22 protein-coding genes and 2 tRNA genes are annotated in these 25353 nt (G+C 68.1%); 16 read left to right on the top strand and 8 right to left on the bottom strand.

The window, feature by feature from the left end:
- Positions 1-61 precede the first annotated feature (61 nt).
- From rsmG to rpmH, 6 genes are all read right to left on the bottom strand, one after another.
- Positions 62-742, bottom strand: a complete 681-nt coding sequence (rsmG, locus tag BM362_RS04640; RefSeq protein ID WP_093572286.1) for a 16S rRNA (guanine(527)-N(7))-methyltransferase RsmG — start codon at positions 740-742, stop codon at positions 62-64.
- A gap of 620 nt (positions 743-1362) precedes the next feature.
- On the bottom strand, positions 1363-1902 hold the full coding sequence (locus BM362_RS04635) for a Jag family protein (protein WP_067578310.1): 540 nt from the start codon (positions 1900-1902) through the stop codon (positions 1363-1365).
- A gap of 28 nt (positions 1903-1930) precedes the next feature.
- Positions 1931-3076 (bottom strand): membrane protein insertase YidC, encoded by a 1146-nt coding sequence (gene yidC, locus BM362_RS04630; RefSeq protein WP_067578312.1) that lies wholly within the window; start codon positions 3074-3076, stop codon positions 1931-1933.
- 4 nt (positions 3077-3080) lie between these two features.
- A complete protein-coding gene (yidD, locus tag BM362_RS04625; RefSeq protein ID WP_067578314.1) occupies positions 3081-3407 on the bottom strand; it encodes a membrane protein insertion efficiency factor YidD in 327 nt (108 codons plus the stop codon).
- A gap of 6 nt (positions 3408-3413) precedes the next feature.
- Positions 3414-3845, bottom strand: coding sequence for a ribonuclease P protein component (rnpA, locus tag BM362_RS04620; RefSeq protein ID WP_067578316.1), 432 nt, complete (start codon positions 3843-3845; stop codon positions 3414-3416).
- Positions 3846-3867: 22 nt separating this feature from the next.
- Positions 3868-4011: a 50S ribosomal protein L34 gene (gene rpmH, locus BM362_RS04615; RefSeq protein WP_067578318.1), complete on the bottom strand. Its 144-nt coding sequence runs from the start codon at positions 4009-4011 to the stop codon at positions 3868-3870.
- A gap of 600 nt (positions 4012-4611) precedes the next feature.
- On the opposite strand from rpmH, the gene dnaA reads away from it, so the two are divergent.
- The 16 genes from dnaA (at position 4612) to BM362_RS04535 (ending at position 23297) form a co-directional block, all read left to right on the top strand.
- The gene (dnaA, locus tag BM362_RS04610; protein WP_093572285.1) at positions 4612-6291 is read left to right on the top strand and encodes a chromosomal replication initiator protein DnaA; all 1680 of its coding nucleotides are present in this window, start codon (positions 4612-4614) and stop codon (positions 6289-6291) included.
- Between the two features lie 910 nt (positions 6292-7201).
- Positions 7202-8335 (top strand): DNA polymerase III subunit beta, encoded by a 1134-nt coding sequence (dnaN, locus tag BM362_RS04605; RefSeq protein WP_067578322.1) that lies wholly within the window; start codon positions 7202-7204, stop codon positions 8333-8335.
- 49 nt (positions 8336-8384) lie between these two features.
- A complete protein-coding gene (gnd, locus tag BM362_RS04600; protein ID WP_067578324.1) occupies positions 8385-9275 on the top strand; it encodes a phosphogluconate dehydrogenase (NAD(+)-dependent, decarboxylating) in 891 nt (296 codons plus the stop codon).
- Between the two features lie 19 nt (positions 9276-9294).
- Positions 9295-10449: a DNA replication/repair protein RecF gene (gene recF, locus BM362_RS04595; RefSeq protein ID WP_093572284.1), complete on the top strand. Its 1155-nt coding sequence runs from the start codon at positions 9295-9297 to the stop codon at positions 10447-10449.
- Positions 10450-10558: 109 nt separating this feature from the next.
- Positions 10559-11194 carry a DciA family protein gene (locus tag BM362_RS04590; RefSeq protein WP_067578328.1) on the top strand — a complete coding sequence of 212 codons (636 nt, stop codon included), beginning with the start codon at positions 10559-10561 and terminating at the stop codon, positions 11192-11194.
- A gap of 197 nt (positions 11195-11391) precedes the next feature.
- Positions 11392-13359, top strand: coding sequence for a DNA topoisomerase (ATP-hydrolyzing) subunit B (gene gyrB / locus BM362_RS04585; RefSeq protein WP_067578330.1), 1968 nt, complete (start codon positions 11392-11394; stop codon positions 13357-13359).
- A gap of 50 nt (positions 13360-13409) precedes the next feature.
- Entirely contained in the window at positions 13410-16019 is a 2610-nt protein-coding gene (gene gyrA, locus BM362_RS04580; RefSeq protein ID WP_067578332.1) for a DNA gyrase subunit A, read from the top strand.
- A gap of 35 nt (positions 16020-16054) precedes the next feature.
- A complete protein-coding gene (locus BM362_RS04575) occupies positions 16055-16708 on the top strand; it encodes a DUF3566 domain-containing protein (protein ID WP_093572283.1) in 654 nt (217 codons plus the stop codon).
- A gap of 50 nt (positions 16709-16758) precedes the next feature.
- Positions 16759-16832, top strand: a tRNA-Ile gene (locus BM362_RS04570).
- Between the two features lie 90 nt (positions 16833-16922).
- Positions 16923-18308, top strand: a complete 1386-nt coding sequence (locus tag BM362_RS04565; protein ID WP_093572282.1) for a hypothetical protein — start codon at positions 16923-16925, stop codon at positions 18306-18308.
- Positions 18305-19075, top strand: coding sequence for a phosphotransferase (locus BM362_RS04560; RefSeq protein WP_093572281.1), 771 nt, complete (start codon positions 18305-18307; stop codon positions 19073-19075). The genes BM362_RS04565 and BM362_RS04560 overlap by 4 nt, the downstream gene beginning before the upstream one ends.
- A 159-nt stretch (positions 19076-19234) precedes the next feature.
- A complete protein-coding gene (locus BM362_RS04555) occupies positions 19235-19405 on the top strand; it encodes a DLW-39 family protein (protein WP_093572280.1) in 171 nt (56 codons plus the stop codon).
- Positions 19406-19435: 30 nt separating this feature from the next.
- Positions 19436-19508 (top strand) — tRNA-Ala (locus BM362_RS04550).
- A 540-nt stretch (positions 19509-20048) separates the two neighbouring features.
- Entirely contained in the window at positions 20049-20696 is a 648-nt protein-coding gene (locus tag BM362_RS04545) for an antibiotic biosynthesis monooxygenase (RefSeq protein ID WP_093572279.1), read from the top strand.
- A 632-nt stretch (positions 20697-21328) separates the two neighbouring features.
- Positions 21329-21829 carry a hypothetical protein gene (locus tag BM362_RS04540; RefSeq protein ID WP_143132382.1) on the top strand — a complete coding sequence of 167 codons (501 nt, stop codon included), beginning with the start codon at positions 21329-21331 and terminating at the stop codon, positions 21827-21829.
- Positions 21830-22379: 550 nt separating this feature from the next.
- A complete protein-coding gene (locus tag BM362_RS04535; protein ID WP_244287040.1) occupies positions 22380-23297 on the top strand; it encodes an ATP-binding domain-containing protein in 918 nt (305 codons plus the stop codon).
- On the opposite strand, the gene BM362_RS04530 is transcribed toward BM362_RS04535, so the two are convergent.
- Both BM362_RS04530 and BM362_RS48700 read right to left on the bottom strand, forming a co-directional pair.
- A complete protein-coding gene (locus BM362_RS04530; protein WP_093572277.1) occupies positions 23279-24478 on the bottom strand; it encodes a glycosyltransferase 87 family protein in 1200 nt (399 codons plus the stop codon). The two genes, BM362_RS04535 and BM362_RS04530, sit on opposite strands and share 19 nt — an antisense overlap.
- A gap of 21 nt (positions 24479-24499) precedes the next feature.
- On the bottom strand, positions 24500-25318 hold the full coding sequence (locus tag BM362_RS48700; protein ID WP_093572735.1) for an AraC family transcriptional regulator: 819 nt from the start codon (positions 25316-25318) through the stop codon (positions 24500-24502).
- Positions 25319-25353 lie beyond the last annotated feature (35 nt).

The raw sequence follows: 25353 nt of genomic DNA, 5'->3' as shown, positions 1-25353 counted from the left end.
ACGATTCGGGGGCGTTCACACCGCGATGTTTCACGTGGAACGGCGCGGCTGTTGTCGTTCGCTAGCTCCGTCTGCCGCGTGGCCGGTTCGGCTTCGGCGGCAGGCGACGGATCAGGACCACCGTGCTGGGGACTTCGAGAACCGCCTTCCCGCATTCCGCGACCTGTGGTTCGGCACCACCAGCCTTGCGCACCGCGTCGCGGTCACGGGAGATCTCTTCGGCAGCACTGGCGCCTTTGAGGGCAACCAGTCGACCTTCGGGACGAACCAGGGGAAGGCACCAGCCCGCGAGCCGAGCAAGAGGGGCGACCGCGCGGGCGGTGACGACGTCTGCGCCACTCAGCTGCTCGCGTACGGACCGCTCCTCGGCGCGTCCACGGACGATGGTGATCGGGAGTTCCAGCTTCTCGGCGACCTCGGCCAACCAGTCAATCCGGCGAGCCATGGGTTCCACGAGCACGATATCGAGGTCCGGTCGAGCGATCGCCAGCGGTACTCCCGGAAGCCCCGCGCCCGACCCGACATCGACCACGCGCGCCCCGGACGGGATCTGCTCGCCGATCACCGCGGAGTTCAGCACGTGCCGTTCCCACAGCCGCTCGACCTCACGCGGACCGATCAAGCCTCGCTCGACCCCATGAGTCGCCAGCAGCTCCACGTACCCGGCGGCTTGCTCGACGCGCTCCCCGAACACCTCCACCGCCGCGGTCCGGACCGTCCCGGTGGCGCCGTCCAAGCTCACTACTCCCACTCCTCGCTCCGCGCGTTTCACGTGAAACGCGCTCACTTGATTGTCCCTGATGCCGACGCCAAATCGAGCCGACAGACCGCAACTGTGGACAACTCCACTCAGACGCCGAGCGATCCACAGGTCGTTTCACGTGAAACGCGATCGCCCGGGTGCGGCAAGGGCGGGGAGTTTCACGTGAAACGCCACGCGTGTAATTCGCTCCGCCGCCGAGCCACCGCGGCACCCGCGCCGGAAGCCTGAGAGGCCGGGAGAGAGCAGCAGACGAGTTGCGGCAAGACGAACGAGATCAGCCAGCTCGGCGCACGAACCCACCGAACGGAAGACCGCAGCCACCGGCCGAGTACGCGAAGCCGGAGGCGAGCGATGGAGGCACCGAGCGGTGCGGCCGGAGACGGAGTGGTCCGGAGGGAAGCCAGCGCCGAGTGGCCGGGCCGTTCAGCGGGACCGACCGAGACAGTCGGCTGCGACAGTCGGCTGCGACAGTCGGCTGCGACGGCGTGCCCCATCTCCGCCGACGCGTCGGAAGCAGACACAAAAGAAGCGGCCCACCGGATTAATTCCGGTGGGCCGCTTCGGCTCAGTGCTCAACGCGGATCATCGCGTCCGAGGGCTCAGTCCTCGGGGAAGATCACCACGCGGCGCTTCGGGTCCTCGCCCTCGCTCTCGCTCGTGACGCCCTTGACCGTCGCGACCGCGTCGTGGACGACCTTGCGTTCGAACGGGCTCATCGGCTGCAGGCGAACCCGCTCGCCGCTCGACAGCACCGACTCGGCGGTGGACCGGCCGAGTTCGCGGAGCTCCTCGCGACGGTCCGCGCGCCAGCCGGCGATGTCCAGCATCAGCCGGCTGCGCGAGCCGGTCTCCTGCTGGACCGCGAGACGAGTCAGCTCCTGCAGCGCTTCGAGCACCGTGCCGCGGGGGCCGACCAGCTTCTCCAGGTCGTCGCCGCCGTCGATGCTGACGATCGCGCGGCCCGCCTCGACGTCCAGGTCGATGTCGCCGTCGTAGTCGAGCAGGTCCAGCAGACGCTCAAGGTAGTCGCCGGCGATGTCGCCCTCTTGCACGAGAGCGTCGTCACCGCCCGCCTTCGGCTCGGCCGGTGCGCTCGTCTCTTCCTGATCGGCGTCGATCGTGTCGACCGTCTCCGACATCTTTCGTCTCCTCTCCGAACCCGAAGCGTCAGCGACGCTTCCGGCCCGACTTCCTGTTCGAGTCCTTGAGGAGTCCGGGCACCCCGGTGCCGTTCTCCTTCGATCCGTTCTGGGTCGACGTCTGCTCCGGCGCGCTCTCCGCCGGTTCGGCCGCCTTCTTCTCCGAGGAAGCGACGCCGCCGGACTTGCCTGCCGACGAGGTCTGCGCGAAGCCGTGCGCCGAACCCGCCTTGGTCACCTTGCCCTGCTGGCCCTGCTGCTGGTTCTTCTTCTGCTGCACCGGCTTCTGCCCGACCTTCGGCGCGGTCGGCTTCTGGCCTGGCTTCGGGCCGAGCGACGCGCGCTTCTCGGCCGCCTCCGCCTTGCGGGCCGCCTCTTCCTTGTCGATCTTCGTGTAGACGAGGCGCTGCTGCATGAGCGTCCAGCCGTTGTTCGCCAGCCAGTAGAAGAGCAGGCCGAGCGGGAAGAAGGCACCGAACACGAGCACGCCGAGCGGGAAGACGTACATGGTGAGCTTGTTCATGATCGCGGTCTGCGCGGTGCCCGCGGCCGACGCGTTCTGCCGGGAGACCGAGTGCCGTGCGGTGAGGTGCGTGGCGATCGAGGCGATGATCATCAGCGGCAGCGCGACCGGGAGGACCTCCCAGTGCCACCCGCCGTTCGCGACGTGCCCGGCGACGGCGCCGACGCCGTTGTTGACCGCCTCGCCCATGTTGACGCCGAAGAGCTTCGCGCTGACGTACGAGTTCACGTCCTGCGCGTTGAAGAAGTAGTTCTCGGTCTTCGGACCGCCGCCAGCGGGCGACATGGTGAACGCGCGCAGCACGTGGTTCAGGCCGATGAAGACCGGGATCTGGAGGATCATCGGAAGGCAGCTGCCGAGCGGGTTGACGCCGTGCTCGCGCTGGAGCTTCTGCATCTCCTGCGCCTGGCGCTGCCGGTCGTTCGCGTACTTCTTCTGGATCTTCTTCATTTCCGGCGCGAAGTCTTGCATCTTCTTCATCGACCGGACCTGGTTCACGAACGGCTTGAACATGATGCCGCGGACGGTGAACGTCAGGAAGATGATGCCGAGGATCCACGAGATCGCGGTCGCTTCCCCGAAGACGAACCCGAAGACCTTGTGCCAACACCACAAGATGAAGGACACGGGGTAGTAGATGAAATCGAGCACTGAGCTACTCCTCGATCGGTGTTTCAGGCGTGCGGTGCCGCCACGAGAACTTCTCGGGCACCGGGTCGCGGCCGGGCGGGGTCCACGGGCCGCAGCGAAGCAGCCGGCGCAGCGCGAGATAGGAGCCCTTGGCCGCGCCGTGGCGGGTCAGGGCTTCGACTGCGTACGCGCTGCAGCTCGGGTAGAACCGGCAGGCCGGAGGAAGGAAGGGCGAAATCGCCTTGCGGTAGAACCGCACGGGAAGGAGCAGCACCCACGCGACCGGTCCCGGCCGGGGCGGCGACTCTTCCTCGGGTACTTCGGTGGTGCTGTGTTCGGAGGTGGCGTCCATAGCCGTTTACACCGCTGATCCGTGGTCGGGTGCCGCGCCCTGCTGGCGCGGCTGCCGGGGAGCATTGGCCCCGGCCGGGCGGCCGGACGGCGCGAGGCCGAGCCGGCGCAGTGCGGCGTCGAGATCCGCGCCGAGCTCAGCGCTCGACGCGGACGCGGCCGGAGGCAATGCCCGTACCACCAACGAGCTGCCCGCGGGCAGTGTTCCGAGACGCGCGGAAACCAGGTGCCGCAACCGCCGGGTCACCCGGTGGCGTACCACCGAGTTCCCGACGGCCTTGCTCACCACAAAACCCGCCCTGGCCGCGAACGAGGCGGCCACGGACGGGTCCGTGGTCAACGCATGGACGACGAGGCGGCGCCTGCCGGCTCGGGACCCCCGGCGGAGGACGACCCGGAAGTCCTCGCTCCGCCGCAGACGTGCGCCAGCGGGCAGCACGACGCGGTCCCGCGGAGCCGGATCAGGCGGACAGCTCGGCGCGGCCCTTGCGACGGCGCGCCGCGAGGATCGACCGGCCCGCACGGGTCCGCATGCGCAGGCGGAACCCGTGGGTCTTCGCGCGACGACGGTTGTTCGGCTGGAAGGTGCGCTTGCCCTTGCTCACTGCTTCTCCTGTGTCTCGGCCGTCGGGCGACGGCGGATTCCCCGGCGCCCGGCGTGTCGTGCGGGTCGCACGGAAGTTCGTGCTGTCTCCTACCACCGGGTGGCCTCGTCACGACGAGCGACGACATACGTAGGCACGCGAAACGCACCCGTCGCATACGGGAGACCTTACGAGGGTACGCACCCCGGTCGTGAACGCCGCAGGCGCCCCTCCGCCACCCTCGGCGACCGACCGGCGAGACTGCCTTCCGGCACGGCGCGGCACCGAATGGCAACACGCCGTACACCGTGAAATGCTTGCGCAGCACCACGTCTTGTGGCATCGAGCAGGGCTTGTTAGCGTGCCTCTCTCGGCCTCCGGCCAGGACTGATCCGGCCTCGCCGGCACCGGGGGGTGTGGAGGCGCCCGGGGAGTACGCCGAGCCCGCAGGTCGCGTGGCTGCGGACGGCCGTACATTAGTGCACAGCTGTGGACAACTTTGTGGATATCGCTGTGCCGTCGCGCGGGTGAGTCCGGACCGCGGGCTCGAGGCGAGCTTCCAAGACGTGCTCGGGGTGGGTCCGAGGCGTGCGCGCCGACGAGGGGAGGGGAGTCAGACCGGTGTCGGAGCACCAGCACAATCTGGGCGTCATCTGGGAGCAGGTGGTGCGGGAGCTGTCCAACGGCACCCTCTCCCCGCAGCAACGGGCCTGGATGCGGGTGACCCGCCCAATCGGTCTCCTCGACGGCACCGCGCTGCTCGCCGCACCGAGCGATTTCGCGAAGGAAGCCATCGAACGCGCGCTGCGCACCTCGATCACCGAAGCGCTGTCCCGGCGGCTCGGCCGTCCGGTGTCGCTGGCGGTGAAGGTCGACAGCGCCGAACCGGTCGCGCCCGCCCCCCGCTATGCGGCGTCACCCGCCCGGGTGGAAAACGATGTCCCCCGGCCGGAGCCGGTTCCGCAGGCGAGCCCGCACACGGAGAACGGCCAGGCCGACCACGTGCGCGCGGAGCGCCCGAAGCCGATGCCGCCGCCGCGCCGGCCTCAGGTCGACGCGGCCGGTCTTCCGCCCGCGCGCGTCGAGCCGCCGCCACCGCCTCCGCAGCAGCCGGTGCACCCGGGCCTCGACGACCTCGAAGACCCGGACGAGGAAGTCGACGAAGAGGGCGAGGCGCTGGCGACCGCCAACGAGATCTGGCCCCGGTTCGCCGGGCAGCCGATCGCGGGCCAGCCCTATACCGCTCCCGCGCAGCCGCAGACCTCGAAGACGAAGCTGAACGAGAAGTACAACTTCGACACCTTCGTCATCGGCGCGTCCAACCGCTTCGCGCACGCCGCCGCGGTCGCCGTGGCCGAGGCACCGGCACGGGCGTACAACCCGCTGTTCATCTGGGGCGAGTCCGGGCTCGGCAAGACGCACCTGCTGCACGCCGTCGGGCACTACGCGCAGCGGCTGTTCCCCGGCATGCGCGTGCGCTACGTCTCGACCGAAGAGTTCACGAACGACTTCATCAACTCGCTGCGCGACGACCGCAAGGTCGCCTTCCAGCGGCGTTACCGCGACATCGACATCCTGCTCGTGGACGACATCCAGTTCCTGGAGGGCAAGGAAGGCACCCAGGAGGAGTTCTTCCACACCTTCAACACGCTGCACAACGCGAACAAGCAGATCGTGGTCAGCTCCGACCGGCCGCCCAAGCGGCTGGAGACGCTGGAGGACCGGCTGCGGACGCGGTTCGAATGGGGCCTGATCACCGACATCCAGCCGCCGGAGCTGGAGACCCGGATCGCGATCCTGCGCAAGAAGGCGGCGCAGGACCGGCTCGCGGTGCCCGGCGAGGTGCTGGAGTTCATCGCGTCGCGGGTCGAGGCGAACATCCGCGAACTGGAGGGCGCGCTGATCCGCGTCACCGCTTTCGCGTCGCTGAATCAGCAGCCGGTGGAAGTCGGGCTCGCCGAGATCGTGCTGCGCGATCTGATCCCGGATTCGCACACGCCGGAGATCACCGCGCCGACCATCATGGGCGTCACCGCCGAGTTCTTCGACGTGACGCTCGACGAGCTGTGCGGCCCTGGCAAGACGAAGGCGCTCGCCACGGCCCGCCAGATCGCGATGTATCTCTGCCGCGAGCTGACCGAGATGTCGCTGCCGAAGATCGGGCAGACGTTCGGCGGCCGCGACCACACGACCGTCATGCACGCGGACAAGAAGATCCGCAAGGAGATGGCCGAGCGTCGGCGGATTTACGACCAGGTGCAGGAGCTGACCTCACGGATCAAGCAGCGCGCCCGGCAGTAGCCGGCTGCCGCGTTTGGACACTCTCTTGTAGACAGTTCTGTTTCGACGCCAAGGGCACCACGGACCTCCGTGGTGCCCTTTTTGCTGCCATGACTGGCTTCTCGCGCGTACGCAGCTGAAGCGTGCGTACGGGTCGGCAGCGGAACGAAGCACGCGTACGCATCCACAGACGTCCACAGCCTGTGTACACAGAATTTCTCAAACTTATTGATACACAAGGGGTTTTTCCCCAGGGTGTGGGCAGTTTGCCCACAGTGCCAACAGATCTCGGAGCTGCGATGACCCGGATTCGATCCACATCCCGCTCACACCGAATCCACAGGTTGTCCCCAGGGTTGTCCACGCGGATTCCCCAGGTTGCCCACAGGTCATCCACAACTGTGGGTCGTCACTCACCAGGGCGATCCCGGCCGCTTCGGCTGCCCCCAGAACCTGGGTACAACTCGGCCCCAACCTGGGGACAACCCTGGGGACAACTGGGCCCGACTGTGGATGAATCGGGGACGGCTCGAAACCATCCACGGATCGCCCGAACCATCCACCGATCCGCCACCAGGGCTGCCCACAAGCCGCCGCGCGCCACGACCAGCGCGAACGGGCGCTGTCCACACAATCCACAGCCCCTATTACTGCTACTGGTTTTTCCTCTCTTCTTAGAAAGAACAGAACAAAAACAGGCGGAGGACGAAACTGGGGACAACCCGAGATTCGTGTCGTCTTGTCGACAAAGTGAAGGGGAGGCCGAGGTGACGGCACCCCCGGCGACGGCCTAACGTGGATGTCTGCAGCTGGTCCGTTCCCGCGCGGGGCGGACCGGACCGGCGGGGACCCGGTCGCGCGCGGTGCTCACGACTGGTGCCCGGCGACCCCTTCACGAGCCGAGGGGCTCGGCTGTCGAAAGGAAGCGCGCATGAAGATCCGCGTCGAGCGCGACGGGCTCGCCGACGCCGTCGCGTGGGTGGCCAGAAGCCTCCCCTCCCGGCCTCCGGTGCCGGTCCTGGGCGGCGTCCTCCTCGACGCGGGCTCCGGCGGGGAGTCCGACGCGCTCACGGTCTCCGGCTTCGACTACGAGGTCTCGGCCACGGTCGGCGTTCCCGCGACCATCGCCGACGGCGGACGGCTGCTCGTCTCCGGTCGCCTCCTCGCCGACATCACCAAGGCGCTGCCCGCGCAGCCGGTGGAGATCTCCGTCGACGGTGCCCGCGCCACCATCACGTGCGGCAGCGCCCGGTTCAGCCTCCCGACCATGCCGGTCGAGGACTACCCGCAGCTGCCGTCCCAGCCCGCGCGTGCGGGTGAGCTCACCGGCGACGTCTTCGGCCAGGCGGTCACCCAGGTCGCCACCGCGGCCGGCAAGGACGACACGCTCCCGATGCTCACCGGCATGCGCCTGGAGATCTCCGGCGAGACGCTCACCCTCGTCGCCACCGACCGGTTCCGGCTCGCCATGCGCGAGTTCACCTGGAAGCCCGCCGAGGGCCTGTCCGACGCCGCGGTGCTCGTCCCCGCGCGCACGCTCGCCGAAGCCGCCAAGACGCTCGGCGGCGCGGGCACCACCGTGCAGCTCGCGCTCGCTTCCGGCGACGGGCTGCTCGGCCTGTCCGGGGCCGGCCGCTACACGACCACCCGGCTGCTCGACGCCGAGTTCCCGCCGTATCGCCAGCTGCTGCCCGCGAACCACACCTCGCGCGCGGTCATCGAGGTCAGCGCGCTCACCGAGTCGATCAAGCGTGTGTCGCTAGTGGCCGAGCGCGGCACCCAGGTGCGGCTCGAGTTCGCCGACGGGTCCCTGCGGCTGTCCGCAGGCGGCGACGACGAGGGCAGCGCCGAGGAAGAACTCCAGGTCGACTACGAGGGCGAGCCGGTCACCATCGCGTTCAACCCCGGCTACCTCGTCGACGGGCTCGGCGCACTGCACAGCGACCGGGCCGAGCTGACGTTCACCACGCCCAACCGCCCGGCGCTGATCAAGCCCGCCGACGCCGAAGGCAACGTCGTCCCCGGATATCTCTACCTGCTCATGCCGGTCCGGCTGCCGGGCTGAGCGCCGCGCGTCCAACCGAGGAAAACCGATCCAATCCAAAGGGGATCTCATGGTTCAGCTGGGTCTCGTCGGCCTGGGCAAGATGGGCTTCAACATGCGCGAGCGGCTGCGCGCCGCCGGGCACGAGGTGGTCGGCTACGACCGCAACCCCGACGTGAGCGACTCGACCTCGCTCGAAGACCTCGTCTCCCAGCTGTCCGGTCCCCGCATCGTGTGGATCATGGTCCCGGCCGGGGAGCCGACCCGGCAGACCGTGACCGAACTCGGGCAGCTGCTGTCCGAGGGCGACCTGGTGATCGACGGCGGGAACTCGAAGTTCACCGACGACAAGCTGAACGCCGATCTGCTCGCCTCGCACGGCGTCGGCTACCTCGACTGCGGCGTCTCCGGCGGCGTGTGGGGCAAGGACAACGGCTACGGCCTGATGGTCGGCGGGGCGGCGTCGGACGTCCAGCGTGCGATGCCGATCTTCGACGCGCTGCGTCCGGAAGGCCCGCGCGAGGAAGGCTTCTCGCACGCGGGCTCGGTCGGTGCCGGGCACTACGCGAAGATGATCCACAACGGCATCGAGTACGGCATCATGCAGGCCTACGCCGAGGGCTTCGAACTGCTCGAAGCCGCGAAGACCGTCGATGACGTGCCCGCCGTGATCAAGGGCTGGCAGCGCGGCACCGTGGTCCGCTCCTGGCTGCTCGACCTGCTGGTGCGCGCGCTGGACGAGGACCCGGACCTGGACGACCTGGAAGGCTACGTCGAGGACTCCGGCGAAGGCCGCTGGACGCTGGAGGAAGCGGTCAACAACGCGGTGCCCGCCCCGGTGCTCTCGGCCGCGCTGTTCGCCCGGTTCTCCTCCCGGCAGAAGGATTCCGCCGCGATGCGTGCCGTCGCCGCGCTGCGCAACCAGTTCGGCGGCCACGCTGTGAAGAAGGCCGGGAGCTAGCCTCCCGCGGTCCCTGCCCGTGTATCTGCGACATCTCCAGGTCACCGACTTCCGGTCCTGGCCGCTGGCCGACCTCGCCCTCGAACCGGGGCCGGTCGTGCTCGTCGGCCAGAACGGCCGGGGGAAGACGAACCTGCTCGAAGCGATCGGCTATGTGGCGACCCTCGGTTCGCACCGGGTCTCCACGGACGCCCCGCTCGTCCGGCACGGCTGTGAGCGCGCGCTCGTCCGGGTCGCGGTCGTCAACGAAGACCGCGAGCTGACAGTCGAACTCGAGATCACGCCTGGTCGCGCCAACCGTGCCCGAGTGAACCGCGGTGCGGTCGGCAAACCGCGCGACGTGCTCGGCATTCTGCGTACGGTGCTGTTCTCTCCCGAGGACCTCTCGCTCGTGCGCGGCGATCCGAGCGAACGCCGTCGGTTCATGGACGAACTGCTCGTGCTTCGCGCGCCTCGGTACGCAGGCGTGCGCGCGGACTACGAGAAGGTGCTTAAGCAGCGCAACGCGCTTCTCAAGACCGCGGGCAAACGCCGTACTGGTCGCGAAGACCCGTACGCACTGTCGACGCTCGACGTGTGGGACGACCATCTCTCGGTGGCTGGCGCGCAGCTGCTGGCGGCGCGGTTGAACCTCATCGCAGACCTCGCGCCGTACACGGCCGACGCCTATATGGGGGTCGCGCCCGACTCTCGCCCGGCGAAGATCGCGTACAAGTCTTCGCTCGGCGAAGCGCTGCCGCCCTCGTACGGAGTGCCTGGCGGCGAGCGTGCTGAGACAGAGGTACTGCGCGAGCTGTTGCTGAAGGCGTTGGCTGGCACGCGGCGGCAGGAACTGGAGCGAGGGATCAGCCTGGTCGGTCCGCATCGGGACGAACTGGAGCTGATTCTCGGCGAAGTGCCGGCGAAGGGGTACGCGAGCCACGGCGAGTCTTGGTCGTTCGCGCTCGCGTTGCGGCTCGGAAGTTACGAACTTCTGCGCGCCGAAGCGGGTGAACCGGTCTTGTTGTTAGACGATGTGTTCGCCGAACTCGACCGCAAGCGCCGGGCTCGGCTGGCCGAGGTCTCCGCGAGCGCCGAACAGGTCCTCATCACCGCGGCGGTGGCCGAGGACGTGCCCGAGGAGCTGGCCGGCGCGAGGTTCACGGTGGCCGACGGGGAGGTGAACCGTGCCTGAACAGCCACGACGACCACGCGGGGTGACCGGAGTCACGCGGGTTGCCCACCGATCTGGGGACAAACCTGTGGACAGTGTGGATAAACCCGGAGCCGGGTTATCGCCCCGCGTGACGAACCGGCCGGATGGCGGTCTTGACACCCCGGAAGCGGGCGACACTTCCGGAAATCCCGCGCGCGGCGCGACGGAGCGTGACAGTTCCACTGGGCCGAACGAGAGGCCCGCTGGGGACAAACCGAGCGGCCGCGACCTCGCGCACGCCGCGCTCGAAGCGGCGAAGGCGAAAGCCCGCGAGCGCGGAGCCCCGCCGAACCTCCGGCGCGGCCGGATCAGCGGGGGCGGCGGGCAGAACCGGGCGCGCAGGCGCTGGTCCGGTCCCGGCGCGGATCCGCGCGACCCGCAGCCGCTCGGTCGCCTCGTCTCGCGGCTGATTTCCGACAGCGGCTGGCAGGACACGATGACCAACGCGCGCGTGTTCGGGCAATGGGCCCGGCTCGTGGGCGAGGACGTCGCCGAACACGCCCAGCCGGTGGCGTTGAAAGACGGCGAGCTGACCGTCCGCGCGAGTTCCACCGCGTGGGCGACGCAGTTGCGGTTGCTGCAGGGCAAGTTGCTGGCGAAGATCGCCGCGGGCGTCGGGAACGGCGTGGTCAAGCGGATGCGGATCCAGGGCCCGACCGCTCCGAGCTGGCGGAAAGGGCCCCGGCATGTGCCTGGTCGCGGGCCGCGTGACACGTACGGCTGACGGGGGTTGCGCTCTGGCGGATGAGTTCCCCGAGAACCGGGCCGCGCGGGTTCAGATACGAGATGACTCAACTGAGGGTGATTTCGTCCCTCTGCGACCGGCTGAGGGGTGTCCTAGCCGCATGTGAGCGCGTGCGGGCAAGTACACTGTTGTAGTAGCGGGCGTCCGCTCGGGCGAGACGAGGAGAATCAACGCCGGTGACCGAGAACAAGAGCGAGTACAACGCGTCGTCCATCACCGTGCTCGAAGGCCTCGAAGCAGTTCGCAAGCGCCCCGGCATGTACATCGGTTCCACCGGTGAGCGCGGTCTCCACCACCTGGTCCAGGAGGTGGTGGACAACTCCGTGGACGAGGCGATGGCGGGGTACGCCACCAAGGTCGAGGTTACCCTGCTCGCGGACGGCGGGGTGCGGGTAGTCGACGACGGTCGCGGCATTCCGGTGGACATGCACCCCAAGGAGAAGAAGCCGACCCTCGAGGTCGTGCTCACCATCCTGCACGCGGGCGGCAAGTTCGACAGCGACTCCTACGCGGTTTCCGGCGGCCTGCACGGCGTCGGCGTCTCGGTGGTGAACGCGCTGTCCACGAAGCTGCTCGCGGAGATCAAGGTCGGCGGCCGCAGCTGGCGCCAGGAGTACACGAACCAGGTTCCCGGCCCGCTGGAAGACCTTGGCCCGGCCAGCGACACGGGCACCACCATCACCTTCTGGGCCGACGGCAGCATCTTCGAGACCACCACCTACAACTTCGAGACCATCTCGCGCCGCTTGCAGGAGATGGCGTTCCTCAACAAGGGCCTCACCCTGTCGCTGCGCGACGAGCGCGTCGCCGACGAGGAGACCGAAGAGGACGCGGCGGGCAAGCAGGCCAGGGTCAAGGAAGTCGTCTACTGCTACCCGGGCGGGCTTGAGGACTTCGTCAAGCACATCAACGGCAGCAAGGACCCGATCCACGAGAGTGTCATCTCCTTCGACGCCAAGGGCTCCGGCCTTGAGGTCGAGGTCGCGATGCAGTGGAACACCGGGTTCACGCCGTCGGTGTACACCTTCGCCAACACGATCAACACGCACGAGGGCGGCACGCACGAAGAGGGCTTCCGCGCCGCGCTCACCCGCGTGGTCAACGCGTACGCGCGCGAGAAGAAGCTGCTCAAGGAGAAGGACGCCAACCTGACCGGCGACGACGTGCGCGAGGGGCTTGCCGCGATCGTGTCGATCAAGCTGTCCGAACCGCAGTTCGAGGGCCAGACCAAGACCAAGCTGGGCAACAGCGAGGCCAAGACGTTCGTGCAGCAGCAGTCGAACGAATGGCTCGGCGACTGGTTCGAGCGCAACCCGAGCGAAGCCAAGACGATCATCAACAAGTCGATCTCGTCGGCGCAGGCCCGGCTCGCCGCCCGCAAGGCGCGCGACCTGGTGCGGCGCAAGGGCGCGCTGGAGATCGGCGGCCTTCCGGGCAAGCTGAAGGACTGCCGCTCCAACGACCCCGGCGAGTGCGAGCTCTACATCGTGGAGGGCGACTCGGCTGGCGGTTCGGCCAAGGAAGGCCGCGACTCGATGTACCAGGCGATCCTGCCGATCCGGGGCAAGATCATCAACGTCGAGAAGGCCCGCATCGACCGCGTCCTCAAAAACACCGAGGTCCAGTCGCTGATCACCGCGCTCGGCACCGGCATCCACGACGATTTCGACCTCTCGAAGCTGCGGTATCACAAGATCGTGCTGATGGCCGACGCCGACGTCGACGGCCAGCACATCACCACGCTGCTGCTCACCCTGCTGTTCCGGTTCATGACGCCGCTGATCGAGCACGGCCACGTGTTCCTGTCGCGGCCGCCGCTGTACAAGATCAAGTGGCCGCGGGCGGAGCCGGAATACGCCTACTCGGACAAGGAACGCGACGCGGTGATCCAGGCAGGCGTCGAGTCCGGCCGCCGTCTTCCGAAGGACGACGCGATCCAGCGGTACAAGGGTCTCGGCGAGATGAACGCCGAGGAGCTGTGGGAGACCACGATGGACCCGGCGAACCGGCTGCTCGGGCAGGTCACCCTCGACGACGCTGCGCAAGCCGACGAACTGTTCTCCGTGCTGATGGGCGAGGACGTGGAAGCGCGCCGCTCGTTCATCACGCGCAACGCCAAGGACGTGCGCTTCCTGGACGTGTAGGCGTCCCCTGCTAACCCGCTTCCCCAGGACTGCTCACCGAGAAGGACCCCATGACGGAAACCTTGCCGCCGGAACACGACCGGATCGAACCGGTCGACATCCAGCAGGAGATGCAGCGCTCCTACATCGACTACGCGATGAGCGTCATCGTGTCGCGGGCGCTGCCGGACGTGCGCGACGGCCTCAAGCCGGTGGCGCGCCGGATCCTGTACTCGATGTTCGACTCCGGGTTCCGCCCGGACCGCGGGTACAACAAGTGCTCCCGCGTCGTCGGCGACGTCATGGGCAACTACCACCCGCACGGCGACTCGGCGATCTACGACGCGCTCGTGCGGCTCGCCCAGCCGTGGTCGCTGCGCTACCCGCTGATCGACGGACAGGGCAACTTCGGCTCGTCGGGCAACGACCCCGCGGCCGCGATGCGGTACACCGAATCCCGCCTCGCGCCGCTCGCGATGCAGATGCTCGCGGACATCGAAGAGGACACCGTCGATTTCCGCGACAACTACGACGGGCGCACCCAGGAGCCCGACGTGCTGCCGTCGCGGTTCCCGAACCTGCTGGTCAACGGCGGTTCCGGGATCGCGGTCGGGATGGCGACGAACATCCCGCCGCACAACCTGCGCGAGGTGTCCGAAGGCGTCGTATGGGCGCTGGAGAACCCGGAAGCGACCGACGACGAACTGCTGGCCGCGCTGCTCGTGCGGATCAAGGGCCCGGACTTCCCGACCAAGGCGATGATCCTCGGCACGTCCGGCATCGAGGACGCCTACCGCACCGGCCGCGGTTCGATCCGGATGCGCGCGGTCGTCGAGGTCGAAGAGGACGCGAAGGGCCGCACGATCCTGGTCGTGTCCGAGCTGCCCTACCAGGTGAACCCGGACAACCTGGTGGAGAACATCGCGCACCTGGTGCGCGACGGCAAGATCACCGGCATCGCGGACATCGCGGACGAGTCCAACAGCCGCTCCGGCATGCGGATCGTCGTCACGATCAAGCGCGACGCGGTGGCGAAGGTGGTGCTGAACAACCTGTTCAAGCACACCCAGCTGCAGCAGAACTTCGGCGTGAACATGCTGGCGCTGGTCGACGACGTGCCGCGCACGCTGCGGCTCGACCAGATCATCCGGCACTACGTGAAGCACCAGGTCGACGTGATCGTGCGGCGCACCCGGTTCCGGTTGCGCAAGGCCGAGGAACGGGCCCACATCCTGCGCGGCCTGGTCAAGGCGCTGGACATGCTGGACGAGGTGATCGCCCTGATCCGGCGGTCGCCCTCGGCCGACGAGGCCCGGCCAGGCCTGATGTCGCTGCTTGAGATCGACGAGATCCAGGCCACCGCGATCCTGGACATGCAGCTGCGCAGGCTGGCCGCGCTGGAACGGCAGCGGATCATCGACACCCTGGCCGAGATCGAGCTGGACATCGCCGACCTCAAGGACATCCTCGCGAAGCCCGAGCGGCAGCGGTCGATCATCCGCGACGAGCTGATGGAGATCGTCGACAAGTACGGCGACGACCGGCGCACGCAGATCATCCCGTTCGACGGCGACGTGTCGGTCGAGGACCTGATCGCGCAGGAAGACGTCGTCGTCACCATCACCCGCACGGGCTACGCCAAGCGGACGAAAACCGATCTGTACCGGTCGCAGAAGCGCGGCGGCAAGGGCGTGCAGGGCGCGACGCTGAAGCAGGACGACATCGTCCAGCACTTCTTCGTGTGCTCCACGCACGACTGGATCCTGTTCTTCACGAACAAGGGCCGGGTGTACCGGGCGAAGGCCTACGACCTGCCCGAGGCCAACCGCAACGCGCGCGGCCAGCACGTGGCGAACCTGCTCGCGTTCCAGCCGGACGAGCAGATCGCCCAGGTCATCGAGATCCCGAACTACGAGGTCGCGCCGTACCTGGTGCTCGCCACGCAGCGCGGCCTGGTGAAGAAGACGAAGCTCACCGACTTCGACTCGAACCGCGCGGGCGGCCTCATCGCGATCAACCTGCGCGAGGGCGACGAGCTGATGGGCGCGGTGCTGGCCGCGGCCGAGGACGACCTGCTGCTGGTGTCCGCAGGCGGCCAGTCGATCCGCTTCCACGCCACCGACGAGGCGCTGCGCCCGATGGGCAGGCCGACCTCGGGCGTGCTGGGCATGCGGTTCAACGACGGCGACGAACTGCTCGGCATCAGCGTGGTCAAACCGGACAAGTTCCTGCTGGTCGCCACGGACGGCGCGTATGCGAAGCGGACGCCGATCGAGGACTATCCGGTACAGGGCCGCGGCGGCAAGGGCGTGCTCACCATTCAGCACGACAGCAAACGTGGCAGGCTGGTGGGGGCACTCATCGTCGACGAGGACGACGAGCTGTTCGCCATCACGTCCAGCGGCGGGGTCATCCGCACGCCGGCGCGGGACGTGCGCAAGGCGAGCAGGCAGACCAAGGGCGTTCGGCTGATGAACCTTGGTGACGGAACCACTCTTCTCGCGGTCGCACGCAACGCGGACGAGGGTTCGGACGTCGCCAATGGTGGCGAGGACTCCGCCGAGGAAGCTTCCGAGGCTTCGGAGACTCCGGAAGTCTCGTCCGAGACGGTTTCGGAGGAAGCGGCGGAGGCTACGCCAGAGGAGCCCACAGCAGAAGACGGCACGGCGCCGGAGCAGTGATCGGCGCCCCACGCACGGGTAAGGACTGACTCAACGTGGCACCATCCGACAAGGCCGACGACGCGTCGGCCAACCCGCCCTGGCAGCGCACCGCCAAGGACGGCGGCGGCGACTCCGAGGCCATGGCCACGGCGCGGATCGCGACCGAGGACGTGCCCACTGCGGCTCCGGAACCGGCCGCGGCCGAGAACAACGACTACCCGGTGACCGGTTCGGCGGCGCCCCGGCTCTTCGGAGGCGAGGCACCGCCACCGGCGGCCGACGTGCCGCCCGCGGGCCGCACCCGGCCGACGCCGAGCGCGCTGCGCCGTCCCGGCCGTGGCCCGCGGCGGGCGAGCCTGCAGATCAAGCGCTTCGACCCGTGGTCGGTGCTGAAGCTGGCACTGGTGCTCGGCGTCGCGATGTTCTTCGTCTGGCTGGTCGCGGTCGGCGTGCTCTACACGGTGCTCGACGGCATGGGCGTGTGGGACAAGCTGAACGGCACGTACTCGTCCCTGGTCGGTGGCGAGGGCGCGAACGCGTCCGCCGAACCGCTGATCAGCGCCGGTCGTGTGTTCGGCATCGCGGCCATCCTCGGGGCGATCAACATCGTGCTGGTGTCCGCGCTGGCCACGGTGAGCGCGTTCATCTACAACGTGTCGGCAGACCTCGCGGGCGGCCTTGAGGTCACGCTCTCGGAGCGAGAGTAACCCGGTTGCGAGGGCGGATGGGGAGTCCGGTAGAGTTCTCCTCGTTCGACGGGCCCATAGCTCAGGCGGTTAGAGCGCTTCGCTGATAACGAAGAGGTCCCAGGTTCAAGTCCTGGTGGGCCCACATTTCCCGGAAGGCCGGTTCGCAGCTGCGGACCGGCCTTTCGAGTATTTCGGATGACTGCCAGGCGGTGTTCTCGCCAGAATCAGCGGTATGCAGACCCCCGCGCAGATCCGTGAGCAGCTGAGCCTCGCCACCGGGCGTGCTCAGTCTGGCCTTGCCGAAACCGAGGCCTGGCTCGTGTCGGCGACTGCGCGCGAGTTGCTGCGGATCGACCACTACGCCCGCCAGGCCCGCTACCCGGTGCCGGTGCTGGGACGGGCGAAGGACTGGCAGCTGAAGAACGCCACGCCGGTTGTCGCCGCGCTGGCTTCGATGCACCCAGACGGTCGCCTCCGGGAGCAGGCCGTTCGCGTGTTGTGCGCTTCGGTTGGTGCGGTGAGCGATCGGGCGCTGGCGGTGCGGGTTACTGACCATGTCGAGGTGGTCCGCGAGCTGGCTGAACAAGAGGTGCTGCGGCGTACGACGGTGGCGCGGGCGGAGCGGATCGTGCCGCTGCTGCAGCGGATTTCGCAGCGCTGGCGGGGTTCGCAGGTGCTTGGGCGCTATCTCCGGGTGCTGGTCGCCGCGCAGGGCGAGGAGTCAGTGTGGGCGTGCTTGCGGAGTTCCGGGGACTTCGACGTACGGCGGACCGCGTTCCGGCACAGCTTCGAGAATGGATTGCTCGGCTTGCCGGACGCGGTCGGGTTGCTGCCGCGGGAACGGGACCAGGTCGTCCGGCGGAAGTTGATCCAGGTAATCGCGGACTCGGGTACGCCGGAGGTCGTCGCCGGGTCGTTGCTTCGCGGGCGGTCCGCGGAGAGCCGGGTGCTGGGGTTGGTGAAGCTGACCGCGGCGCAGCTCGATTCCGTTGACGTGGAACAACTTCTGGTCGACCGGTCGGTGCTGGTTCGGTTGTGGGCGCGGCTGCGCTGGCAAGAAATGGGACGGGACCCGGTCGAGGTTTATGCCGCGATCGCGCGTTCTGCTGCCCGGTCGGCGGTGCGGGCTCGCGCGTACGCCGGCCTCGCGGAAACCGGGACCGAGCTGGACCGTGCGGAGATCGCCGAGGTTGCGCGGAGTGCGGATGTGGCCTTGAAGAAGATCGGGTTGTCGTTGCTTCGCGGCAAGGCGGTCGCTGCGGAAGTTCCTTGGCTGCTCCGGGAAATGGGCGGCGGGGAGCCCACGGTGGCCCGGTTGGCCGGGGATGTGCTCGGCAGCAGTCCGCAGCTGTGGTCGCTGGCGGATTTGGCTGTGCTGAAGGATTCCCCGGACCCGGTGATTCGGCGTCGGGGATGGTGGTTGCACCGGAGCCTCGGCGGATGGGAAGCGGTGATCGCCGACCTGGAGTTCGGGGCGGCGTGGGATCGGCAGGTGCTGCCGATGTATTTCCGGCCGACTGCCGCGCAGCAGCAACGGATCGCGGGCTTGCTGGACACGCTTTCCCTTGACCGCGGGCCGGTTTCGGAGATCGCGTTCGCGGCTGGGCTTCCGAGGTGAGCGGCGAGGAACTGGGCGAGGGCTGGGACAGCGTCGCGACTCTCGTCGACGGGCGCTGGGTCGAGCGGCGGCCCAAACGGGACGAGGTGCGCGCGTGGCTGCTGCGCGAGACGCGGGTGTTGCCCTGGCTGGCTCCGCAGTTACCGCTTTCGGTGCCGATTCCGTTGGTGTGGCGGGAAAATCCGTTGGTCGTCCGGCATGAACTGGTGCCGGGCGAGCCGGGTGAACTGACCGCTGACGACGGTCGCGTGCTCGGTCGGTTCCTTCGCGCCTTGCACAGTGCGGACGTGGCCAAGGCGCGTGAACTCGGTGCTGAGCCCGAAGTTGTGGCGCTCGATGCCGTTCCGCCGTTGCTTGGCCCCCTGGCCGATCGCAGGCGGGCGCTGCTGGCGGAAGTCCAGGGTTATCCAGCAGACACCGTCATCCATGCCGACCTCGGCCCGGAGCATTTGCTGAGGCAGGACGGCCGGTTGAGCGGGGTGATCGACTGGACCGACGTGTCTCTCGGCGACCCCGCGCGGGACCTGGCGTGGCTGCTGCACTGGACCTCGGCGGAGTGCGTCGCGGCGTTCTCCACGGAGTACGAGGTCACGCCGGAACTACGTCGTCGCGCTCGGGCGTGGAACCAGCTGGGTCCGTGGTACGAGGTGACGTACGGAATGGAGAACAACCGGCCTGACCTGGTCGAATCGGGCCTCGATGGCACCAGGGCCCGGCTCGCGGAGACGAGTCAGCCCTGCCGGGAAGAGAAGGACCGGCAGGGCTGAGCAGTGCGCGGCCGCTGGGGCCGTCTGGTCCAACGGACCGATCACTCCGGATATTCCCGGTGTTCCACGTGGAACGAGAGAGCCGGAACCGCCGGACGGGACGCGCGGCGGATCCGGTAGCATCGTGGGGTAGCGCAAGCACTCAGAAGGGGGCTTCAGGTGAAGAAGCTGTTGGCACTCGCGGTCGTCGCGGGCGGCGTCCTGTTCGTCGTCAAGCGCAACAAGGCGGCCAAGGCCGAGGCTGACCTGTGGCGGGAAGCCACCACGCCTGCCGCCCCGTCGGCGAACGGTAGCGTTCCGGCCAAGGCCGCGGACGCGTCGCGCAACTGACGTAGCACTTCGCGGGCCTCGGCCCGCACCGGGCCTGTAGCTCAATTGGTAGAGCACCGCCTTTGCAAGGCGGGGGTCAGGGGTTCGATTCCCCTCAGGTCCACCCGCACTCCCCGTTCGGCCAAGCCGGGCGGGGATTCGTGCGTTATGGGTCTGCTTCAACCGATCGATGATCGTGAAGATCGCGTCCCCGAACACCTCGTTGAGCGCGGGTGCCGGGTAGTCCTCGCTGCGAGAGATCCGCGTGGCCGGGAGTCATCGGAATCCAGCAGATCTCGCCGTCGCCCACCTTTTGTTCGAGGTGGCTTCCGCTGGTCCCCCGGACCGTCGATGTGCGGGTGGCAGTTCGCGTGGTTGGCATACGTCTCGACCCGAACTTTCTCGGTCGATCAAGAACTTGAGGGCGTCCTCCGGCTTTGGCGAGACCTGGCCCGTCCCCGGAGTGTCAGGGTGCATGGTCAGCGTGGCCGCACCCGGCCGCCGGCACCGTGAGACAGCCCACCATCTCGGTCTGCTTGGAAAGCATCAAGATCCTCTGTCCTCGTGACAGTCAGAGTACCGAGAGCCACGGCCGAAGGCTTGACTTCAACCACCCTTGAAGTTCCATCCTTCGAGAGTCATCACTGATTTCGAAGGGACATCCATGACTGTCAATCACGTTGCCCGGCCTGACTTCGCGCGCACGGACGTCGACGCTGTGCTGGTTGCCGAAACGTCCGTCGAGGCGGCGGATGTGCTTGCCCGGCTGGAGAAAGAGCCGTGGCCGACCGGACTGATTTCGTTCAATGCGTTGGCCGGTAACGACGGCGAGGGGTCGCTGGTCTATACCCAGTGGGCGGAGGAGACAGCCGATCCCGGTCTCGTGCGGCGGGTTTCCGGGAGCGATCCGGTGGAATATCGGTTGTATCGCAGCGTAAATCGGGACCACTCGGTGGTTCCGGGATGTGTTGTCGTGGTAAGCGTTGAGTTCGACAGTGCGGATGCGCAGCGGCAGCGACGTTGGGTGGATACCGTGTTCGGCGCGATGGCCAGTGAGGACAAACCTGCGCCGGGCGGGATATCCGGGCATTTCCATGTCAGCACCGACGGGACCCGGGCGCTCAATTATGCGGAGTGGACCGACGAACAATCGCATCGCGACGCGTTGGCGCGCTCCGGCCGAGGGACGGTCGGGGTGTCGGACGAATGGCGGAAGGTGCAGGACTTTCCGGGGGTACGCGGCGGTGGATTCCGGAGGTACCGGATGGTGCGCAGTCTTTCGCTTGGACTGTCCGCGAAGGAGCCAGCCTGATTCTGCTCAGCTGGGCGCGGAGTTCGTGCCGGTGACTGATGATGCTGCCGGGTGCTGCGTGGCTCCGAGCTGAAGTCATGAGACGCGCGTGATAACGTCGCGGCGATGCTCGGGGCAGGAACAGTGCGGGCTGCGCCGCGATTGGCGGAGCGGGCACAACTACGAATCGACGGCGATCACCTTCCCGGACGGGCATACGACGGAATGCGTTGCCTGTCAGCTCCAGGACTGGAGAAAGCTCGTCCAAACCCGGGCGGCGGATCGCGATGATCGGGCAGTCGATCGGCGGAGCCAGCACGGCACCGGCGATGCTGGACGGCAGGTGCGGACTGCGGCTGCTGGACGGGCCGTCGCCACGGTACCCCGCAGTGCGGTTGTCGGGCCGAGGTTCTTTCGCGGGCAAGTCCGCGGAATTTCTTCGCAACCCCCTCCGGCGGTGTGCGTCTCTAGAGGCAAAGGGAAATCCAAGAGCTGGTCAGGGGAGAATTGAAATGCTCATGAAGACTGTCAAATTTGCCACCGTCGGAGCGGCTCTCGGTGCGGTCGCACTGCTTTCCGCCTGCTCTGGCCAGAATTCGGCAGCCCAGGCGAGTAACCAATCCGCCCCGGTCAACGTCGCGGCGAAGAGCCAGGTGCAGCAGCTGGAGACGCCGGTGAAAAAGGGCGGCAGCGGCGGTGGCGGGGCCAGTTCCGAGGACGTTAATTGCAGTGCGCTCGGCGGGCCTGTCGGACCGCGCAAGGTTGATTTGATCGCGGACGCAACCGAGGCCGGTACTGTCGGATGCACCGAAGCGTTCAACGTTATTCCCGAATACTTCGACAATATCGACAAGGCCGTCGGATCCAACTACATGCTGACCGTGCGGGGCTGGCAGTGCCTGACCGATACCGGCGCGGAGGGCACGCACGAGATCCGCTGCGAGAAGGACGGGTTGAAGCTGCACACCACCCCGCCCAAGGACGAGAACACTCCGGACCCGCAGGAACAGGGCACGGGATACAACGGCGTGCCGATCGACCCGCCCACGGACCAGGGCACCGGTTACCACGGGGTTCCGGTGGACCCGCCGAACGCGCAGGACCGGGGGACTGGGTACCAGGGCGTGCCGGTCGACAGCCCGGACCAGAACTGAGCTGGCGCGAGACGCGGGAGCGGGCCGGGCACTTTTCGTGCCTCAGCCAATCAAGGTTCTGTGAACTGAACCAGAGTCACAGCACCGAGGACAGCCCCTCCCGCAGCATCCGGTAAGCCGCTCCCGCCCGAGCGACCGCTTCCGGATGAGTCTCATCAGCGCTTCGCCCGCCGCGGTCTCCCGGGCATGGTGAAACCCCAAGATCCGCTGCGCCCCGAGGACCTGCGCAGCCACCAGTCGCGCGGTGAACTCGTCCGAGACCCCGCACGAAGCCTGTAGCTCTTCGACCAGTTGCTGTTCCTTCTCCAGCAGGTACCCGGCAAGCCGGGCCAGCAAAGCAGGCGTTGAGTACAGCAGGGTGTGGCACGTGATCGCGTCCGGCGAGCCAGCCGGTCGACCGGACGCTCGAAGTGAAGTACCAGCACCGGACCTGGCGGTTGCATCCCGAGGACATCGCCGAGGAACTCACAGAAATCCTCAGCCGCGGCGCGGATTACAGTGCTGGGCGCGAATTGCTGGCCAACGGCTCGTGCATCGGGTGCTGCGCGAGATGGAGCGGTCCGGGGGCACTAGCGCGACCCTGCGTCAGCTTCGTCGCAATGCCGCGATCACCAAGGCGGTCCGCGACATGTGGCCTGCCGTCGAGCCTGCGCGGCTGGTCTGTGACCTGCTGACCGAGAAGGCGTGTCTCGCGGAAGCGGCCGACGGGATTCTCACTGCTGAGGAACAGGAAGCGCTCATCCGTCCGCGCCCGCGCAGTCGTAAGGCGATGACCTGGTCGACACTCGATCTCGCGCTGCTGGACGAGGTCGCGGCGCTGATCGAACGGCCGGTGAAGCTCGGGCACGTCGTGGTCGACGAGGCCCACGACCTCAGCCCGATGCATCTGCGGGCGATCGCGCGCAGGTTGGCTGGTGCGTGCACGGTTCTCGGCGACGTCGCACAGGCGACCAGTCCGTCCGCGGTCCGCGATTGGCCGACAGTGCTGACCCACCTTGACCGGACCGGCGGGCGGATCGAAGAATTCACGCACGGCTACCGCGTTCCGGCGGATGTCCTGGACTTCGCTGCCCGGCTGTGCCCGCAGATCGCGCCGGAGCTGCGGAGTCCCACGTCGTTCCGGCATTCCGCGGATGCCTTGCACCTGAGCGAAACGGACGAGACGGTCGATGCTTGCGGGGAAGCGCTCAGCCAAGAGGGATCGATCGGGCTGCTGGCCGCGGATATCCCCGAAGCGAGCCGGGCCCTTGCCGAGCGCGGGCTGGACCAGGCGGCCCGGATCACGCTGGTGCCGGTGAGTTTGGCGAAGGGGCTGGAGTACGACACGGTCCTGGTGGTCGAACCGGCGCGCAGCGTGGCGGCGGAGGAGCGTGGGCTGCAACGGTTGTACGTCGCGCTCACCCGAGCGGTCAGCGCATTGCACGTACTCCACGCAGACGCGTTGCTGGCTCAGACCGCGGCGGTGTGACGGCGCGTCGAGTAGCACTGCCAGCCCAGAAAACCCAGCGCCAGCAGCAAGTAGCTGTTGCCGATCACGTGCTCGACCGGACCCCAGGACAGCTCCAGATAGCCGTTCTTCGGCAGCCACGAATGCGGCGCGATCACGAAAATCGCCGCCACGGCAGCCAATCCGGCGACGGCGTTCCGGGTGTGCGCGCGAGCGGCGAACAGCACGATCGCGGGCACGATCCACACCCAGTGGTGCGACCACGAAATCGGCGAACACACCAGAATCGCCGTCGCGTTGAGCAGGAACGCCATCGGCGGGTCGGCGCGCAGCATCGCGGGAACGGTCAGCGCGAGCGCGGCCAGGGTCAGTACCGCGACCAGGATCAGCGTCGGCGCGTCGGTGAGTCCGAACCGGTGCACCGCGCCCTGGATGGTCTGGTTCGTCGCGAAAATCGATCCGCTCATCCCGGACGCACCGGTCAATCCGCCGCCGAACCAGTACTTCATCGACGCTTCCGGAGCGATCACGAACCCGGCAGCGCCGGCCAGCACGAAGGTGACCATCGTGGTCAGTGCCGCGCGGAAGTCCTTTTTCAGCAGGAAGAACAGCAGGAACCCGGCCGGGGTGATCTTCACGGCGGCGGCGAGGCCCAGCAGGACGCCGCGGGGCAGCCGCGTCCGGGGGCCGAGGCAGTCGATCACCACGAGTGCCATCAGCAGCAGGTTGATCTGCCCGAACCACAACGTCTCGCGGACCGGTTCGAAGGCCAGCGAACCGGCACCGATCAGCAGTGCGGCCAACACCGCGGTCCGCCGCCCGGCATGCGGCCGGACCACGACGTAGACCGTCCCGCACAGGCACGTCAGGGACACGGCGAGCATCAGCATCGCGCCCAACGGCAACGGCATCGCGGCGAAGATCAGGAACAGGACGGCCGCGAACGGCGGGTAGATGAAGGGCAGGATCAGCCCGGCGCGGGTCGGCGGGAGCGGGCCGTAGACGTCCTCGCCCTGGGCCAGCGCCCGCGCGCCGGACCGGTAGATCTCCAGATCGAGCGGCCACATCGTGCAGACGAGCCACAGAATCGCCGCTGCCGCCGCCACCGAGGCACCGACCAGCGCGAACACCGCCGGTCGGCGGGTGCCGACGTCGTCTAGCCACCGGCGCAGCACGACAGCGGGGGGCCGGATGGAAGTCACTCCGGGATCATGCCGGTGCGATCACCCGGTCGCGCGGTGGGGGCGAGACCAGGCGACCTCGTCGACCGCGAGCCACGGTGCGTTCGCGGCGGCGGCGGGGGTGACTCCGGCGAAGGCTTTGATCTCGTGGTGCAGGTGCGACTGGTCGACATATCCGCTCTCGGCCGCCACCGAAGCCGGGCTTTCCCCCGCGGCGAGCCGGTGCACCGCGTGGTCGAACCGGACCAGCTGCGCGGCGCGTTTCGGGCTGAGCCCGAGCTGGCCGCGGAACCGGGACCACAGGCGTTTCCGGCTCCATCCGGTCTCGTCGGCCAGCTGCTCGATCCGCACCTGACCGTGATGCGCGTGCATCCGCTGCCAGGCGAAGGCGACTTCCGGATCGACCATGCGCCCGGCCGCATACCGCTTGCCCAGCGTGGCTTCTACCAGCGCGAACCGGTCGTTCCAGGAGTCGAGTGCGCGCAGCCGGTCAGGCAGCCCAGCAGGCCAGACGTCCTCAAGAGGGGCGATCTCGCCGGTCAGATCCGTCCCGAGCACCGCGTGCGCGACCTCGGGGGACAGCCGGACCTGCACGCATTCGATGTTCTGCCCGCGCACGCGCATCTCTCGCGGTGCGATGCCGGTGACGGCGCTGTCTCGCGCTACCCCGTTGACGAACAGCCCTTCGCGGAGATTGACGAACAGCGTGACCGCCGGGTACGGGACCACCGTCAAGTCGATCAGATCAACGGTGTCGCCGACGAATCCGGCCATCTGCACCCCGGGCAGCCGGAGCGGCCGGGACGGCACGGCGATACCCCAGACCGCTGCCCCGTCGCGAGCCCACTCGGCTGGTCGCATGCCGCCAGCGTAGCCAAATCCGGCAGCGCGACATT

Origin of the sequence: Amycolatopsis rubida, assembly GCF_900115345.1 — a bacterium.
Taxonomy (GTDB): domain Bacteria; phylum Actinomycetota; class Actinomycetes; order Mycobacteriales; family Pseudonocardiaceae; genus Amycolatopsis; species Amycolatopsis rubida.
Note: the sequence above shows the minus strand (reverse complement) of the source record. Positions and strands in the feature narration are given on the sequence as shown.